Origin of the sequence: Pseudomonas syringae (assembly GCF_001698815.1) — a bacterium.
Taxonomy (GTDB): Bacteria; Pseudomonadota; Gammaproteobacteria; order Pseudomonadales; family Pseudomonadaceae; genus Aquipseudomonas; species Aquipseudomonas syringae_A.
The window spans coordinates 225,595-241,650 of sequence record NZ_LGSI01000050.1 but is presented as its reverse complement, the minus strand read 5'-3'; the positions used below and the strand labels follow the sequence as shown (position 1 = coordinate 241,650).

The following is a 16,056-nucleotide window of genomic DNA, read 5'->3' as shown; positions in this document are numbered from 1 at the left end:
GGGAAAACCTTTGCGAATAAAATCGGTCCCGGCAGGGATCTGCGGTGTTTCGGTGAGACCGGATTTTCGCCAGATCCCGTTGGAGCGAGGCTTGCCCGCGAACGCATCAGTTCACGCAACCAAGCTGTCGACCGCAATACCGATTCGCGGGCAAGCCTCGCTCCACCAATCCCGTTTACGGCTGCCACATCGTCTTCTCGCCATTGAGCTTGCGATCCAGGAAGCTTGCCGCGCTGATCAATGCCAGATGGCTCAGGGCCTGAGGCGTGTTGCCGAGGTGATGGCCGTGGACGTCGAATTCCTCCGCATAAAGCCCCAGCGGATTGGCGTAGCGCAGCAGCTGCTCGAACTCCAGATGCGCCTGCTCGACCCGCCCTGCCCGGGCCAGGCATTCGACGTACCAGAATGAACAGGCGGTGAATGCGCCCTCCTCCCCGGCGAGACCGTCGTCATGGTCGTCGTCGTTGCGGTAGCGATACACCATGCCATCGCGCACCAGTGTGCCTTCGATGGCGTCGAGGGTTGCGACCCAGCGCGGATCGCTGGCACCGACAAAACGCACCAGGGGCATCAGCAACATTGAGGCATCCAGGTTGCGACTGCCCTTGTATTGCACGAAGTGGCCCAGATCGGCGTCCCAGAAGTTTTTCCAGATATCGTCGTGAATCGCCTGCCGTTCCTTGTCCCAGCGATCAAAAGGCGCCGGAAGCGAACGCTTGAAGGCCAGGCGCAGCGCGCGGTCCAGCGCCACCCAACACATCAGGCGCGAATGCAGGAAGTGCTGATCCTGACCGCGCATTTCCCAGATGCCAACGTCTTTACTGCGCCAGTTTTCGCAGACGTAATCCACCAGACGAGTTGCGTGCTGCCAGCCTTCGTAGGAAATCGCTTCGCCATATTTGTTGGCCAGATACACGGCGTCCATCAGCTCGCCATAGATATCCAGCTGGGTCTGTTTGTAGGCCTCATTACCCACCCGCACCGGGGTTGCGCCGCCGTAACCGGAAAGATGCGTCAAGGTTTCCTCGAGCAGCTCTTCGCGGCCATCAAGGCCGTACAGGATGCCGAGGGTGCTCGAATCATCGCAGCAATCGCCCATTCTGCCGCGCACCCAGCCCATGAACGCATTGGCTTCATCGGAATAGCCCAGGCGCATGAATGCATAGACCGTGAACGAGGCGTCGCGAATCCAGGTATAGCGATAGTCCCAGTTGCGCTCGCCGCCGAGGGTTTCCGGCAGGCCAAAGGTCGCGGCAGCAACGATGCCGCCATGCTTGCGGGATGTGAGCAGCTTGAGGGTCAGCGCCGAGCGATTGACCATTTCCTGCCAGCGGCCACGGTACTCGGACTGTTTGCTCCAGCGCCGCCAGAACGCGAGCGTCTCATCAATGTAGCGCGGACATTGCCCGGCGCTGACTTGCTCGTCGTCGATCCCGCCAAGCACGAATTCGAAAATCTCGCCTTGCTGCATGGCGAACTCAGCAACAGCGGTCTGCTCATCGAGGTGCAACGGCGCGGTCGACGAAAGCCGCATACCGGGCTGCCCCTCAGCCTCGAAGCACACGTCTTCGCCATCCATGCGCACGCTCATTTCCGCGCGGCTGTAATCCAGCCGCACCCGGCAGCGCATGCGCACAATCGCTGCGCCGTAACGCACCTCGATACGCCGCACCACGCGAGGCAAGTCATCTTCATCGTGACCGACGGGCATCAGATCGGTGACCTCGACCACCGCGTCCTTGGCAATCCAGCGGGTCTGCAAGACATTGGTGTCCGGCAGGTAAATCTGCTGGCGACGCGCGTCAGGCAGATCCGGGGCCAACTGAAAAATGCCGGCATCGTTGCTGTCCAGCAGTGCGGTGAACACCGAAGGACTGTCAAAATCCGGCCAGCAGAGAAAGTCGATGCTGCCCGTGTCGGCGACCAACGCAGCGCTACGCATGTCGCCGATGATGCCGTGGTTTTCGATCGCGTTTTGCGCCTCTTCCAGAAACTCAGCCATTGTCGCGGAACTCCGGGTAAAGGCTCATGCCGCCGTCGATGAACAAGGTGGTGCCATGCACGTAATCGGATAGATCAGACGCTAGCCAGACCACTGCATTCGCCACGTCTTCTGCTTCACCGACGCGGCCATAAGGAATCAGCTTTAACAGTTTGGCTTCGGCATCGCCCTTCATCGCGTCCTGATTGATCGCCGTGCGAATCGCGCCCGGAGCAATGCTGTTGACGCGGATTTTCTTCTCGCCGACTTCCTGGGCAATGGTGCGCATCAACAGATCGACGCCGCCTTTGGACGCCGCGTAGTTGGCGTGCCCGGCCCAAGGAATCAGCTGATGTACGGAACTCATATGAATGATTTTGCCCATGGCCCTGGATATATCGTGGTCCATGCCTTGGGCGACGAACTGGTGCAAGGCACTCCGGGCGCAGAGAAACTGGCCGGTCAGGTTGACGTCGATCACCTTGTTCCAGTCGGCCAGGCTCATGTCGAAGATGGACGCATCTTTTTGCAGACCGGAATTGGCCACCAGAATGTCCAGACGCCCGAAATGCTCCAGGGTTTGCGCAAACAGACGCTCGACCTGAGCTTCCTGCGAGACGTCGGCACCAATGGCGATTGCCTGACCGCCTTCGGCAATGATGTGTGCCGCGAGCTTCTCGGCCGGTTCAGACTGGGAATTGAAGTTGATCACCACCGCGGCACCGGCCGCTGCCAGTGCCTTAGCGGCACCTGCGCCAAGGCCCGAACTGCCGCCAGTTACTAACGCAACCTGCTTATCCAATGAAATACGCATCGAGTCACAGCCTCATGTTAAGCATATAAAGCTGACCGGCGCGGCTTCCAGGAAGTTCAGTGCTGCAGGTTCCAGCGCTGGCGATATCCCATGCAGCCAAGGCATACGACCAATTGGCAGCTTGAGGCGCGGGGGCCTGAGCTGTTAGCTTTGCGCCCCTGAGCTGCAATCTCCTGGATCGTCACCTTCATGAACCGAAACCAACTGCGCAAGGCCGATATCAACCTGATGGTGGTGTTCGAGACCTTGATGCAAGAGCGCAATGTGACCCGTGCCGCGGAAAAGCTGTTTCTCGGCCAGCCAACCATCAGCGCCGCGCTCAATCGACTGCGCGCCTTGTTCAACGATCCATTGTTCATTCGTGTCGGGCATCGCATGGAGCCGACCGCACGCGCCCAGGAAATCATCCTGCATCTGTCACCGGCGCTGGACGCCATGTCTACGGCCTTGAGCCTGAGCCACGACTTCGACCCGGCCAGCAGCAACATGACTTTCCGCATTGGCTTGTCCGATGACGTCGAATTCGGTCTGCTGCCAGCCATGCTACGCGCCATCCGTCAGGAAGCACCGGGCGTGGTCATCGTCGTCAAGCATGTGGATTACTGGAATATTTCCGAGCTGCTGATTTCCGGGGAAATCACTGCGGGCGTGTGTCTGACCCGGGAGCTGCCAGCCAATGCCAAGCGCAAGCTGCTGCGCACTATTCAGCCTCGAGTGATCCGCGCCGACAAATCGTCCACGCCACTGACGCTGGATGAATACTGCTCACGACCGCATGTGGTGGTGTCCCACGTGGCCAACATCAGCAGTTTCGCCGATGAATGGCTGAGCGCGCTGGGCCGCAAGCGGCATGTGGTGTTGTCGATTCCGCAATACAGCACGTTGCCCGCTTTGATGGCGGGTACTGACTTGCTGTCGAACATGCCGACTTACACCGCCAGTGCGATGAGTGCGTTGGGATTGGTACAGGATGAACCGCTGCCATTCATTACCCCGACCCTGGATTTGTCCATGGTCTGGCTCAGCGTAATGGACACCGATCCGGCCGAGCGCTGGCTGCGTCGGCGGCTGGAAGACTTCATGGGCGAGGCCTCGACGGCGCCCGCCCATTCGGGGAATCCGGCTTGAATCAGCCGAAACGCCCGGTGATGTAGTCTTCGGTCTGCGTCTTGGAAGGCTTGGTGAAGATGGTGTCAGTGTCGCCGTGCTCGATCAGCTCGCCCATGAACATGAACGCGGTGTAGTCCGAGCAGCGCGCCGCTTGTTGCATGTTGTGGGTAACGATGATCACCGTGAACTGCTCTTTGAGCTCGGTAATCAGCTGTTCGATGCGCCCGGTGGAAATCGGATCGAGGGCCGAAGTCGGTTCGTCCAGCAACAAGACCTGTGGTCGCAACGCGATGGTGCGGGCGATGCACAGACGCTGTTGCTGACCACCGGACAGGCCGGTAGCGCTTTGCTTGAGCTTGTCCTTCACCTCATCCCACAGCGCCGCGCCACGCAGCGCCTGCTCAACGCGATCTTCCATCTCACGACGCGAGAGCTTTTCGTGGTGCTTGATCGCGTAGGAAATATTGTCGTAGATCGACATCGGAAACGGCACCGGCTTCTGGAACACCATGCCGACGTGACTGCGCAGGCGGTTCATCGAATAGCCAGGGGCCAGGATGTTTTCGCCATTGAGCAGCACTTCACCCTTGGCTTCCTGCTTTGGGTACATCGCGTAAATACGGTTGAAAACCCGCAGCAAGGTCGATTTGCCGCAACCCGAAGGGCCGATGATCGCCGTGATACGTTTTTCCGGGATCACCATGTCGATGGATTTCAGGGATTGCTGGCCGCCGTAGAAAAACTCCAGACCACGGACTTGAATCTTGGTTTTTTCATTGGCAAGGGAAAGGTTATTCATCATGACGCCCTATTGCGCAAAAGAATTAAGCGGGAAGCAAGACTGAGGAACAGCACGAACAAGGTCATGACCAGAGCACCTGCCCAGGCCAGAGAGTGCCAGTCGTCGAACGGGCTCATGGCGTACTGGAAGACCACCACCGGAACACTGGCGATCGGTTTGAGCAGATCGCTGCTCCAGAACTGGTTGCCGAAAGCGGTGAACAGCAACGGTGCGGTTTCGCCGGTGATACGCGCCAGCGCCAGCAGGATACCGGTGACGACGCCAGCCTTGGCGGCACGCAGGACGATCTGCAAAGTCAGCTTCCATTGTGGAACACCCAATGCCAGGGCCGCTTCACGCATGGTCGACGGCTGCAGTTGCATCATTTCATCCGTGGTACGCACCACCACCGGAATCACCAGCAACGCCAGCGCCAGGGCACCGGCCAGCGCCGAGAAGCCGACCTGATGATTGGTAATAGCGTTAAGCGGCAACACGACCACGGTGTAGACGAACAGACCGAGAACGATGGAAGGCGCCGACAGCAGAATGTCGTTGATGAACCGCACCGCGTTGCCCAGCTTGGTGTAACGGGCGAATTCGGCCAACCAGATGCCGGCCATCAAACCAATCGGTGTACCGATCAGCAAGCCGATGCCGGACATCAGCACACTGCCGTAAAACGCGTTGGCCAGACCGCCTTCGGTACCAGGCGGTGGTGTCATGCCGGTGAACAGCTGCAGATTCAGGGCATCAATGCCCTTGATGATGGTGGTCAACAGAATCCAGACCAGCCACAACAGACCAAATGCCGTGGCGCCGCAGCTGAGCACCATCGCAATTTTGTTCTTGAAGTTACGAGAGCGGTAAAGGCGCTCGCTGCCTGCCATGTCCTTACTCATAACCCCTCCTTGCGTGACAGACGAGACAGCATCAGACGTGCCAGAGCCAGCACGATGAAGGTGACGACAAACAACAGGAAGCCAAGGGCGATCAGCGCCGAGCGGTGCAAGTCGGTGTAAGCCTCGTTGAACTCGTTGGCGATCACCGAAGCGATGGAGCTGCTCGGCATCATCAACGAGGCCGAGAATTGGTGGGCGTTACCCAGCACGAAAGTCACCGCCATGGTTTCACCCAACGCGCGACCCAGACCGAGGAACACACCGCCGACTACCGCTGAGCGCGTGTAGGGAAGAACGATGTCCCATACCACTTCCCAGGTCGTGCCGCCCAATGCGTAGGCCGACTCTTTCAACGTGGTGGGTACGGTGCGGAAGACTTCCTGCATGACGGAGGTAATGAACGGCGTAATCATGATCGCCAGCACGATACCTGCCGTGAGCATGCCGATACCCAGTGGCGGCCCCTGAAACATCGGGCCGATCAGCGGCAATGCACCCAGGTTCTCGGTGATCCAGGGCGAAAGATGTTCAGCCATGAACGGACCGAATACAAACAGGCCCCACATGCCGTAAATGATCGAAGGAATCCCCGCCAACAGTTCGATGGCTGAGGCAATAGGCATCCGCAACCAGGGCGGTGCAACTTCGGTCAGGAAGATCGCAATGCCGAAGCTCACCGGAACGGCGATCAGCAAAGCCAGAAATGATGTCACCAGTGTGCCGTAGATCGGAACCAGTGCGCCGAACTTGCCAGCGTTTACGTCCCATTCGGTACTGGTCAGAAACTCAAACCCGAAGGTTTGAAATGCCAGACTGCCGCCCCACAGAGTGGACAGTGCAATACAACCCAGCATTGCAAGCACCAGCATGGCAGCTGCTTGTAACGACCGCTTGAACCACACGTCATGGCGGTGATCCCGCTTGGCGCGCTTTTCGCCATCGGATTCAACTTCGGTGACGTTAGCGGACAGGTATTGGGTGTTTTCAGTCATGTTGGGTCCACTCGCAAGAAAAAGCCCCTGCCACCGGGCCGATATCGCGGCTCGATGACAGGGGTGTACGGGCTTGGATCACTTACTTGGTGAATTCCGTTTTCCAGTAGGCATCCACGCGATCAACCAGAGACTTCGGCAGAGCAACATAGTCCAGCGACTCGGCTTGTTTCTGGCCGTTGTTCAGAGACCATTTGAAGAAGTCGAAAGCAGCTGTGCTTTTCTCTTCGTTCTTGGCTTTTTTGTACATGATGATCCAGGTAGTCGCGGTGATCGGCCATGCAGCCTCACCTGGAGCGTTGGTCATGATCAGGTTGAAGTCTTTGGCGCTTGCCCAATCGGCGGTGTCTGCAGCTGCAGCGAACGCCTTGGCGTCAGGCTTGATGAACTTGCCGGCAGCGTTTTTCAGCTGGGTATAAGCCAATTTGTTGGTGACAGCGTAAGAGTACTCAACGTAGCCGATCGAACCCTTGATCTGCTTCACGTAGGCAGAAACACCTTCGTTACCCTTGCCACCCACACCGGCTGGCCAAACCACTGTCGAACCAAATTTCAACTTCTCGCTCCACTCCGGGCTGACTTTGCTCAGGTAGTTGGTGAAGTTGTAAGTGGTGCCCGAACCGTCCGAACGGTGAACAACGGTGATCAGGGTATCTGGCAGCTTCACGCCGGAATTCAATTCAGCAATGGCTGGATCGTTCCACTTCTTGATGTCGCCCATGAAGATCTTGGCGATGGTTGGGCCATCCAGCTTCAGCTCGCCGCTTTCCACGCCTTCAACGTTGACGATTGGCACGATACCGCCGATCACGCTTGGGAACTGACCCAGGCCGCCAGCTTGCAGGTCTTCTGCGGACATCGGGGCATCGGATGCACCGAAGTCAACGGTGGCCGCCTTGATCTGAGCGATACCGCCGCCCGAACCGATGGACTGATAGTTGATGCGGTTGTCCGCGGTTTTGCTGTAGTCCTGGGACCACTTGGAGATAACCGGAAAAACGAAACTCGAACCAGCGCCGGTTACGTCAGTCGCATGGGCCATACCGCTCAGGCACAGCGAAGCGATCAGAAGCGACAAGCGTTTTTTAGTCAGCAGTATCACGGCAATACCTCAACAAGAGAATTTTGGTGGCCCATCCATGGGAAGGCCCGATGCGGATTTAATCCTCGGAATGTTGCGGTTTAATGACAATCAGTCGAGTTGTGTCATTTTCAGGATTTTTTGTAGGCGATGTCTTACACGCCAAAAACCAGAAACCCCCGGATTCAGTCAATGAATACGGGGGTTTCCGGGTTTTTCAGGCTGGGAGAAAATTAGAGGCTCAATGCCATTACCGACACACATGATCCGTGGCCGCGAATTGATTCGCGAGAGGCCAGCGATGGCATAAAGATGTCATTGCTACCCCTCAGAAGCCTTCCCGGATGAATCCGGTCCCACGTTTAGTTCGGGTTCGACAACGGTTAAGTCTCACTCCCCGTAAATATCAAAATCGAAATACTTCAGGCGAATCTTCTCGTACGTACCATTGGCGCGGATTGCGGCGAGCGCCTGATTGAAGCGGCCAGCCAAGGGGTCGTTCTTGCGTACGGCGATGCCGATGCCGGTTCCGAAATACTGTTCTTCGGTGAACGTCGGGCCGACGAACTGGTAATCCTTGCCTTCGGGTTTCTTCAGCAAACCTTCATCGATGGCCACGGAACTGGCCATGGTCGCATCCAGTCGGCCGCCCAGCAGGTCGAGGAACACTTCATTCTGCGAGCTGTACGGCACCAGAATCGCGCCTTGCGGGACGAATTTTTCAGTGGCGTAGCGCTCGAAGTTGGTCGCCCGCTGCACGCCGATCCGCTTGCCTTTGAGCTGCGCCGGCACGTCAGTGATGCCGCTGTCCTTACGCACCACCAGGCGCGCCGGGATTCGATAATAGCGGTCGCTGAAGTCCACGGACTTCATGCGCTCCGGCGTCATCGACATCGAGGAAATGATCGCATCGACCTTCTTGACCTTGAGGGCGGGGATCAAGCCGTCGAACTCGTTTTCCTTCCAGACGCATTCGACTTTCATCTCGGCACAGAGCGCCTGGCCGATGTCGTAGTCGAAGCCGACGATCTGGTTATCCGGCGTCTTGGACGCGAATGGCGGGTATGCGGCTTCAATACCGATGCGCAGCTGCGGCTCGGCGGCCTGGGCGTTGACGGCCAGCGCCAGGAGTGAGGCGAGGCCGAGTTTGATAGCGGTGTTTTTCAGGTTCATGCATAGCTCCAGACGATGTTGTTCAAATCGGTCACGCCCCGGGAAAGGATCGTGTCCGTTATTGGCAGCAGCAATGTGAACAGCGGGAGTGAGCGCTCTGTTGGCGCCCTACTCCATGGAAAGCAGACTTCAGACGGCAGCGGTGACGATCAGCTCCAGCAGGATCTGCGGGTCGTCGAACATCACTTGCGCGGTGGCGCGGGCCGGGGTTTGCGTGGCCTCCACCCAAGCGCTCCAGGTTTCGTTCATGCCGGAAAAATCCGCCGTCATGTCCTTCATCCAGATCTGCACGCTGAGCAAGCGGCCCTTGTCGCTGCCGGACGCCGCCAGCAGTTCGTCGACACGCTCCAGCACCTGCCGGGTCTGACCGCGAATGTCCTGGGTGCAATCGGCTGCGACAATGCCGCTCAGCCAGGCCACGCCGTTGTGCACGACGCTTCTGCTTAATCGCGCGTTGCTTTCAATGCGGTGGATGGGGGTACTCATGGGAAACTCCTTATTAAGGGGTGGTATTAATAGAAGATTGGCACCCTGCTGAAGGCTTTTCACCGGCCAATTGCAAAAGGGTGATGGGTTTGAGCGGCGAGCGAATTCGGTAATAACCCACTTGCGCAGGGCTGATTCGACGCCGTTCGGCAATGATTTCGGTGACCGTCAGCCCGCACATCCGCCCCTGACAAGGCCCCATGCCGCAGCGCCCGAACGCCTTGGTCTGATTGGGGCCCAGACAGCCCAGATCGACGTACTGGCGAATCGCACCGGCGCTGACCTCCTCACAGCGACAGACCGTGACACCATCGTCTGGGATGCGATTTTCCGTTTGCGGGCGATACAGCGTGTCGATCAAAGGCCGTGCCGCGTTTTCGCGATTCAAGGCCTGTCGCCAGGGTTTGGCCAGACGCTTCCATTGCGCCTGATCGATGCGTTGCTGTTGATAGGCAATCGCCAGCGCCGCGAGACGACCTTGGGACCGCGCAACGCTGGCGCCGCCAATCGCCCCGCCATCACCGGCAATGAAGATGCCCGGCAGGCTGGTCTGCCCCTCGGCATTACGGCGTGCAATCCAGCAGGCCTGGTGCTCATTCCAGTCATGCTCGGCCCGCAAGGACCAGCTGATCTGGGTATTGGGCACCACGCCTTGATGCAGCAGGATCAACGATGCCGGCAGCGTCCACGAGCGATCGGCGCAGTCGAAGCTCAAGCCCCTCGCGCGGCCCTCGCCCTCGACACGCAGCTGGCGCGCGTTGCGGTAATGTCGGACGCCCGCGCGTTTCAATTCCGCCAGCAGCCGCAGCCCTTTGCGCAAATCCCGCCAACCGCGCAATGCGCCGGGCAGTTGCCGCCAGCTGCGTACTGCGTCGCCGTGGCCGCTGGTATCGACCAGCGCCTGAATGGCGATGCCGGCCCGCAGATATTGCACCGCCAGCAAATACAACAACGGGCCGCAACCGGCGAGCACCACAGGCCCGGTCGGAATCAGTGCGGCACTCTTTAGCAGTATCTGCCCCGCTCCGGCCGTCATCACGCCGGGCAAGGTCCAGCCTGGAATCGGCATTGGCCGCTCGAACGCGCCGGTCGCGATCAATAGATGGCGAGCCTGCAAGACTTCGGCACGGCCATCGATCAGGTAATGCACGCGGCGCTCCGGTGTGACCTGCCATACCGACGCGTTGGGGCGGTAATCCACGGCACTGGCCATGAATGCTTCGGCAAGTTCGCCACCGGCTACATAGTCGGCGCCGAGTACGGCACAGGTGCGAGCGTCGGCGCTGCGAATATTTCGGTAAATCTGGCCGCCGGGGCTGGCCTGTTCATCCAGTAAAACGACCCTCAGGCCCAGGCGCGACGCTTCGATGGCTGCACTCATACCGGCGGGTCCGGCGCCGATGATCAGCAAATCCACAGGCTGATCATTCATCTTCATCACTCCAGGGCAGCAAGTCCCGTGCGCCGGCCTGCACCCGCACGCTCATGCCGGGCCGCACGGCAGTCAGACACGCCTGACAATTGGCCAGGCCGTCGATTTCCACCACACACTCAAAGCAGACGCCCATCATGCAATAAGGCGCGCCGGGCCTGCCGTTGATGGCGCTTTCCCGGGTTTGGTGAACGCCGCTGGCCAGTAACGCAGCCGCCAGGGACATGTCGGCGGGCACTGACAATAGTTGCCCCTCGAACTGGATATCGACGCGCCCGGCCTCACTGTCGAGACTGCGAAACAACGCTTCAGTGAGCATGACGTACCTCGTGGGTGCCGCTGAATCGGGCAAGGCTGAATGGCTGAATGGGTTGTTCATCGCCCTGCCCGGCTATCCACGGAGCAAGGCGCAGCACGTGCGCGGCGGCCAGCGTGACGCCGCTGTGGCAACTGACCACGAAGGCGCCAGGGCAAGCCGTCGGTGAGTCGTAGATGGGGAAACCGTCGGCGCTCAATACCCGCAACGCGCCCCAGGCCCGGACCATTCGCACTTGGCCCAGGCGCGGAAAACACTGCACGCCACGGCGGGCGATATCGCCCATCACATCGCTGCTGGTGCTGTCATCGAAGCCCACTGATTCCAGGGAATCGCCCAGCTGCACGGTGCCCTCGTCAGTTTGCCGAACGTAAGTGGTGGGGTAATGCAAAAACGGCTTGAGCCGTTCAGTCACCAGAATCTGTCCGCGATTGGGCCGAACCGGCACGTCCAGCCCCAGCTCGGTGCCTAATGGCCGATTGCCCAGTCCGGCAGCCAGCACCAGCTGCCTGCCGTAAAAGCGTTGCTCGCCGGCCGCCACCTCAAACCCTTGCGGATGCTGGCCGATAGCATCGACACGCTGACCGCTGATCACCTGCACTCCGCGCAATTGGCAGGCCGCATACAAAGCTCGCAGCAGCTTGAGTGGATTGACGTGGCCGTCCATTGGCGAAAAACACGCGCCCACCACTTCAGGACCGATGCCCGGCAAGCGCTTGCGCAATTGCGCCGGGTCCAGCAGCTCGAAGGGGTAATCGCCGTCGAAGGCCTCGCGCAGCCACACCAGACGGCGGGCTTCCTCGGCCATCTCCTCGTCGCTCAGGCACAGCTGAAAACCGCCGGGCTGACGCAGGTGAATCTCGATTCCGGTATCGGCACGCAGCGCTGCATCCAGTTGCGGCCATAGCGCCACCGACTCGCGGGTCCATTGCGCATAGGGACTCATCTGGTAACCCTTGCCCTGCACCCAAAGCAGGCCGAAGTTGCCCCGCGCCGCACGAAATGCATCGTCGCCTTCATCCAGGACGCAGACCTGCTGCCCCAGCAAGGCCAGTCCATAAGCAATGGACATCCCAACCAGCCCACCGCCTACGACAATCACATCAGCTTTATGCATAAGGCCCGTTTTCATCCGTTGCGGCTTGATCCATCAACGATCAGGCCGTCTTTATTCGATGAAAATGATCCTAGAAGGCTGACGCGCGCTTTAAAAATGCTTTATTTTCGTTCACTCATGTCTTTTTGTTATGGGTTGATGATTATGAATTTGCGGCAACTCGAAGCCTTCCGTGCGGTGATCCTTGGGCAGACCGTAACGCGCGCCGCAGAGATGCTGCATATCTCGCAACCGGCGGCGACTCGCCTGATCGCCAGCCTCGAAGATGACATCGGCTTTGCGCTGTTTGACCGCATCAAAGGCCGCTTGCAGCCCACTGCCGAAGCCATGGCCCTTTACCAGGAAGTGCAGCGCTCGCTGATTGGCGTCGAGCGCATCGCGCGCACCGCCCGAGACATCCATAACCTCAAGCGCGGCGCGTTGCAGATCGCTTGCGCGCCAGCCATGGGTTTGTCTTTTTTACCGCGAGCCATTGCCAGCTTCATCGCCGAGCATGATCAGGTGCAGATTTCTCTGGTGGTGAACTCATCGCGAGAGGTGATTGATCTAGTCGCCAGCCAACGCTGCGACCTGGGCATCATTGTCCTGCCCAATACTTATCCCAGTCCCCGTGGCGAGAAGCTGCTCGCAACTCGAATGCTGTGCGCCGTTCCCGCAGGGCATCGTCTGCAAGACAAACCCCTCATCGTGCCGCAGGATCTTGAAGGTGAGGCCTTCATCTCATACCCGCACGCCATCGGTTCGCGGCAACAGATTGATACGATTTTCGCGACCCATAACGTGGAGCGCCAATTGCGCCTGGAAACCCAGCTGTCGCTGCCCATGTGTGGCTTCGTCGAGCAGGGCCTGGGAGTCGCGCTGGTCGATGCGATCAGCGCCGTGGAATATCGAGGAAAAGGCATTGTATTCAAAGCCTTCGAGCCGGCAATCGAGATGGATTTCTGCATGCTGTTGCCGGTGCACGGCGAAGCTTCGCGCCTGCAGGACAGCTTCCTTGAGCACATGCATGCCTTCATCAAGAGGGAGATTCCCGAGATCTACCGTTTCTGAGGACATGCCGTTGGTCGGGCGCGGCGGCACCTACATCGTGAATCAAGCAACCAATCAGATGTATGGCCCCGATAACAATGGAGACTCACATCATGTTCAACAAAAGACTGACTGCCCTCGCCCTGTCCGGGTTGCTGGCCACGGTTGCGGGTACGGCATTTGCCGGTTCGACCGGGCCGACCGATCCCGTGGACAACGCACCGAAAGTCCCTCTGGAAAAAAACACCGACGGCACTAACCCCGGCACCAAAGGCACCAGTCCCGGCGTGAAAGGCATGGACCCGGAACCCGCCAATAAAGGCACGGACAGCGGCACCGGCGGCGGCATGAGCAACAAACAAGGCATGGGCGGTAGTGGCGGCGGCGGCGATGGCGGGACCGGTGGCGCGGGTGGCAACGGTGGCAGTGGCGGCAGTGGCGGCGGCAGTTAAGCGTTGAACCATCGCGGCCCCGCGTGCAACACCTGACGAACAAGCCTTTGCGGAGCATTGCATCGGCTTGTTTTGCCTTCTATCAAGCCCCGCTGAACGCGCGTTCCAGCCTCGCTATATCGAGTTTCTTCATCTGCAGGATCGCGTTCATCACCCGGTCATTCTGACTGGCGTTACCGCTGCCCATTTTTTTCAGCAACAGGCTAGGCAAAATCTGCCAGGACACGCCGTACTTATCCTTGAGCCAGCCACATTGCTGGGCATTCGGGTCGCCACCTGCCGAAAGCCGATCCCAGTAGTCATCCAGTTGCTCCTGGTTTTCACAGTACACCTGCAACGATATCGCTTCGTTGAAGGTAAAGAGCGGCCCGCCGTTAAGGGCAGTAAATAACTCCCCGCGCAACTCGAACATCACGGACATTACCGACCCGGCCGGCCGCCCATGCACCTCGAAGCCGGCCTCGCCATAGTGGGTAATACCAACAATTCGCGAATCTTCGAAAATACCGGTGTAGTACTCGGCAGCCTGCTGCGCCTGATCATCGAACCACAGGCAGGGACTGATCATTTGTTTATGGCCATGACTATTCTCCAGAGAAGCGTGACGCCCAACGCCACGTACTTCATTAATCGATTCACGATGCCCGGTTTCGACATCACTGCAATCAACGGCGGCACCCTCGATCCTTCAGCGTCTATAAACATGGAACAAGCCGTTTCAGGATTGAAACAACCAACTTCCTAAACTAGATAATAACTAACCAAACAACTTACCAATCGTCAGAAACAACCGTCCATAAGCACTTGATTTAGCCGCTCACGTGGCGATTTGATAGGTTGCTATTATGCTTGGCTTCTTGCGGGCGAACTCTGGCAGCCACGTTATTGATACGGGCACAGCAATTCAAATACCCAAAGGTAAAGCCATCATGAAAGTGATTACTATCAGTTTGATTGCCGTGGCAATTACAGCGGCGGCTATGCAATCAGCCGCCGCAGAAGCATTTGTCAGTGATCAAGGCGAAGCAAAAGGCTTCATGGAAGACGCCAAGGCCAATGTGCTATTGCGCAACTACTACTTCAATCGCGACGGTAAAAATGGCATTGGCGACCGAAGAGACTGGTCGCAGGGCGTATTGGGTAATTTCTCCTCAGGATTTACTCAAGGCACTGTCGGTTTCGGCGTGGATGCCTATGGCTGGTTCGGTCTTAAACTTGATGGCGGCGCAGGAACGTCAGGCACCGGCAACATTCCGGTAGACAGCGATGGCAGCCCGGAAAACAACTTCAGCAGTGCCGGTGGCGCACTCAAGGTGCGTTTCTCCAAGACCATGCTCAAGTGGGGCCAGATGCAGCCTACTGCACCAGTGTTCGCGGCGGGCGGCACCCGATTATTCCCCCAGACGGCGACGGGACTTTCCCTGCAAAGCAGCGAAATAACCGGACTGGATCTTGAGGCTGGCCACTTCACCGCCGCCAACGGTCCGCAACATACCGACTCCGACGGTGAAATTTTCGCGACCTACGCAGGGGTAACTGCCAACAGTGTTGATTATGTGGGTGGCAAGTATGCAATCACCGATACCCTCTCCGTTTCGCTGTACGGATCGGAGTTCGAAGACATCTGGCGTCAATACTATGCCAACGCTAACTACACCTTGGCGCTGGCCAACGATCAATCATTGATCTTCGACTTCAATATCTACCGCACTAACGATGAAGGCCAAGCCAAGGCTGGCGATATCAGCAACACTACGTGGTCGCTGTCTGGCGCCTATGCATTCCTGGCGGGCCATACTTTCACTCTCGCCTATCAACAAGTACACGGTGATGAGCCATTCGACTATGCAGGCTTTGGCGATAACGGACCTGGCTCGAGCGCGGACTCCATCTTCCTCGCCAACTCGATTCAATACTCGGACTTCAACGGCCCGGGTGAAAAGTCCTGGCAGGCACGTTACGACCTGGCTATGAGCGCCTACGGTGTTCCCGGTTTGAGCTTCATGGCGCGTTATGCCAACGGCAAAGACATCGACGGCACCAAGATGGCGCTGGACAGCCCGTATCGCGCGTACGGTTATGGTGAAGACGGCAAACATCACGAAACCAACCTGGAAGCCAAATACGTGGTCCAGCAAGGCCCGGCCAAGGATCTTTCGGTACGCCTGCGTCAGGCCTGGCATCGGGGCAACGCCGATCAGGCCGAAGGTGACCAGAATGAATTTCGGGTGATCGTCGATTATCCGATTTCGATTCTTTAACTCTTACGAAATTCGTTGGGGGCTTGCTGTAGGACCGGCTTTAGCCGGGAGGGTAATTGACGCCCTCGCGACTAAAGTCGCTCCTACGGCTGATTCGCGGGCAAGCCTCGCTCCAACGATTTGCCGCGC

Annotated in this window: 17 protein-coding genes; 5 read left to right on the top strand and 12 right to left on the bottom strand. The window is 58.5% G+C overall.

The features are described from left to right. Positions 1-175: 175 nt before the first annotated feature. Positions 176-2,002 (bottom strand): glycoside hydrolase family 15 protein, encoded by a 1,827-nt coding sequence (locus AFK24_RS16910; protein ID WP_065834283.1) that lies wholly within the window; start codon positions 2,000-2,002, stop codon positions 176-178. Beyond that, on the bottom strand, positions 1,995-2,795 hold the full coding sequence (locus AFK24_RS16905) for a glucose 1-dehydrogenase (RefSeq protein WP_065834282.1): 801 nt from the start codon (positions 2,793-2,795) through the stop codon (positions 1,995-1,997). Before AFK24_RS16905 ends, AFK24_RS16910 begins: the two co-directional genes overlap by 8 nt. 189 nt (positions 2,796-2,984) lie before the next feature. Here AFK24_RS16905 and AFK24_RS16900 point away from each other — a divergent pair, with 189 nt between their 5' ends. Further along, positions 2,985-3,923: a LysR family transcriptional regulator gene (locus AFK24_RS16900; protein WP_065834281.1), complete on the top strand. Its 939-nt coding sequence runs from the start codon at positions 2,985-2,987 to the stop codon at positions 3,921-3,923. A gap of 1 nt (position 3,924) precedes the next feature. On the opposite strand, the gene pstB is transcribed toward AFK24_RS16900, so the two are convergent. The 9 genes from pstB to AFK24_RS16855 form a co-directional block, all read right to left on the bottom strand. After that, the gene (gene pstB / locus AFK24_RS16895; RefSeq protein WP_020289787.1) at positions 3,925-4,704 is read right to left on the bottom strand and encodes a phosphate ABC transporter ATP-binding protein PstB; all 780 of its coding nucleotides are present in this window, start codon (positions 4,702-4,704) and stop codon (positions 3,925-3,927) included. Next, on the bottom strand, positions 4,704-5,588 hold the full coding sequence (gene pstA / locus AFK24_RS16890; protein WP_020289786.1) for a phosphate ABC transporter permease PstA: 885 nt from the start codon (positions 5,586-5,588) through the stop codon (positions 4,704-4,706). The genes pstB and pstA overlap by 1 nt, the downstream gene beginning before the upstream one ends. Beyond that, the gene (gene pstC / locus AFK24_RS16885; RefSeq protein WP_065834280.1) at positions 5,585-6,580 is read right to left on the bottom strand and encodes a phosphate ABC transporter permease subunit PstC; all 996 of its coding nucleotides are present in this window, start codon (positions 6,578-6,580) and stop codon (positions 5,585-5,587) included. Before pstC ends, pstA begins: the two co-directional genes overlap by 4 nt. A gap of 82 nt (positions 6,581-6,662) precedes the next feature. Next, positions 6,663-7,682: a phosphate ABC transporter substrate-binding protein PstS gene (pstS, locus tag AFK24_RS16880; protein WP_065834279.1), complete on the bottom strand. Its 1,020-nt coding sequence runs from the start codon at positions 7,680-7,682 to the stop codon at positions 6,663-6,665. 369 nt (positions 7,683-8,051) lie between these two features. Then, entirely contained in the window at positions 8,052-8,834 is a 783-nt protein-coding gene (locus AFK24_RS16875) for an ABC transporter substrate-binding protein (protein ID WP_080482193.1), read from the bottom strand. A 129-nt stretch (positions 8,835-8,963) separates the two neighbouring features. Next, positions 8,964-9,320, bottom strand: coding sequence for a RidA family protein (locus AFK24_RS16870; RefSeq protein ID WP_065834278.1), 357 nt, complete (start codon positions 9,318-9,320; stop codon positions 8,964-8,966). A 13-nt stretch (positions 9,321-9,333) separates the two neighbouring features. Then, complete coding sequence (locus AFK24_RS16865) at positions 9,334-10,752, bottom strand: NAD(P)/FAD-dependent oxidoreductase (protein WP_065834277.1); 1,419 nt, start codon at positions 10,750-10,752, stop codon at positions 9,334-9,336. Next, positions 10,745-11,071: a (2Fe-2S)-binding protein gene (locus AFK24_RS16860; RefSeq protein WP_065834276.1), complete on the bottom strand. Its 327-nt coding sequence runs from the start codon at positions 11,069-11,071 to the stop codon at positions 10,745-10,747. Before AFK24_RS16860 ends, AFK24_RS16865 begins: the two co-directional genes overlap by 8 nt. Further along, positions 11,061-12,185 carry an NAD(P)/FAD-dependent oxidoreductase gene (locus AFK24_RS16855; protein ID WP_065834390.1) on the bottom strand — a complete coding sequence of 375 codons (1,125 nt, stop codon included), beginning with the start codon at positions 12,183-12,185 and terminating at the stop codon, positions 11,061-11,063. Before AFK24_RS16855 ends, AFK24_RS16860 begins: the two co-directional genes overlap by 11 nt. 144 nt (positions 12,186-12,329) lie before the next feature. Here AFK24_RS16855 and AFK24_RS16850 point away from each other — a divergent pair, with 144 nt between their 5' ends. Both AFK24_RS16850 and AFK24_RS31205 read left to right on the top strand, forming a co-directional pair. Then, positions 12,330-13,235 (top strand): LysR substrate-binding domain-containing protein, encoded by a 906-nt coding sequence (locus AFK24_RS16850; protein ID WP_065834389.1) that lies wholly within the window; start codon positions 12,330-12,332, stop codon positions 13,233-13,235. Positions 13,236-13,327: 92 nt separating this feature from the next. After that, positions 13,328-13,666: a hypothetical protein gene (locus tag AFK24_RS31205; protein ID WP_065834275.1), complete on the top strand. Its 339-nt coding sequence runs from the start codon at positions 13,328-13,330 to the stop codon at positions 13,664-13,666. 82 nt (positions 13,667-13,748) lie between these two features. On the opposite strand, the gene AFK24_RS16840 is transcribed toward AFK24_RS31205, so the two are convergent. Continuing rightward, a complete protein-coding gene (locus AFK24_RS16840) occupies positions 13,749-14,219 on the bottom strand; it encodes a VOC family protein (protein WP_240500405.1) in 471 nt (156 codons plus the stop codon). On the opposite strand from AFK24_RS16840, the gene AFK24_RS31610 reads away from it, so the two are divergent. Together AFK24_RS31610 and AFK24_RS16835 are read left to right on the top strand one after the other, a co-directional pair. Further along, entirely contained in the window at positions 14,109-14,411 is a 303-nt protein-coding gene (locus AFK24_RS31610; RefSeq protein ID WP_240500407.1) for a hypothetical protein, read from the top strand. The genes AFK24_RS16840 and AFK24_RS31610 overlap by 111 nt on opposite strands. A 184-nt stretch (positions 14,412-14,595) precedes the next feature. Continuing rightward, positions 14,596-15,927: an OprD family porin gene (locus tag AFK24_RS16835; RefSeq protein WP_065834273.1), complete on the top strand. Its 1,332-nt coding sequence runs from the start codon at positions 14,596-14,598 to the stop codon at positions 15,925-15,927. Positions 15,928-16,056: the final 129 nt, after the last annotated feature.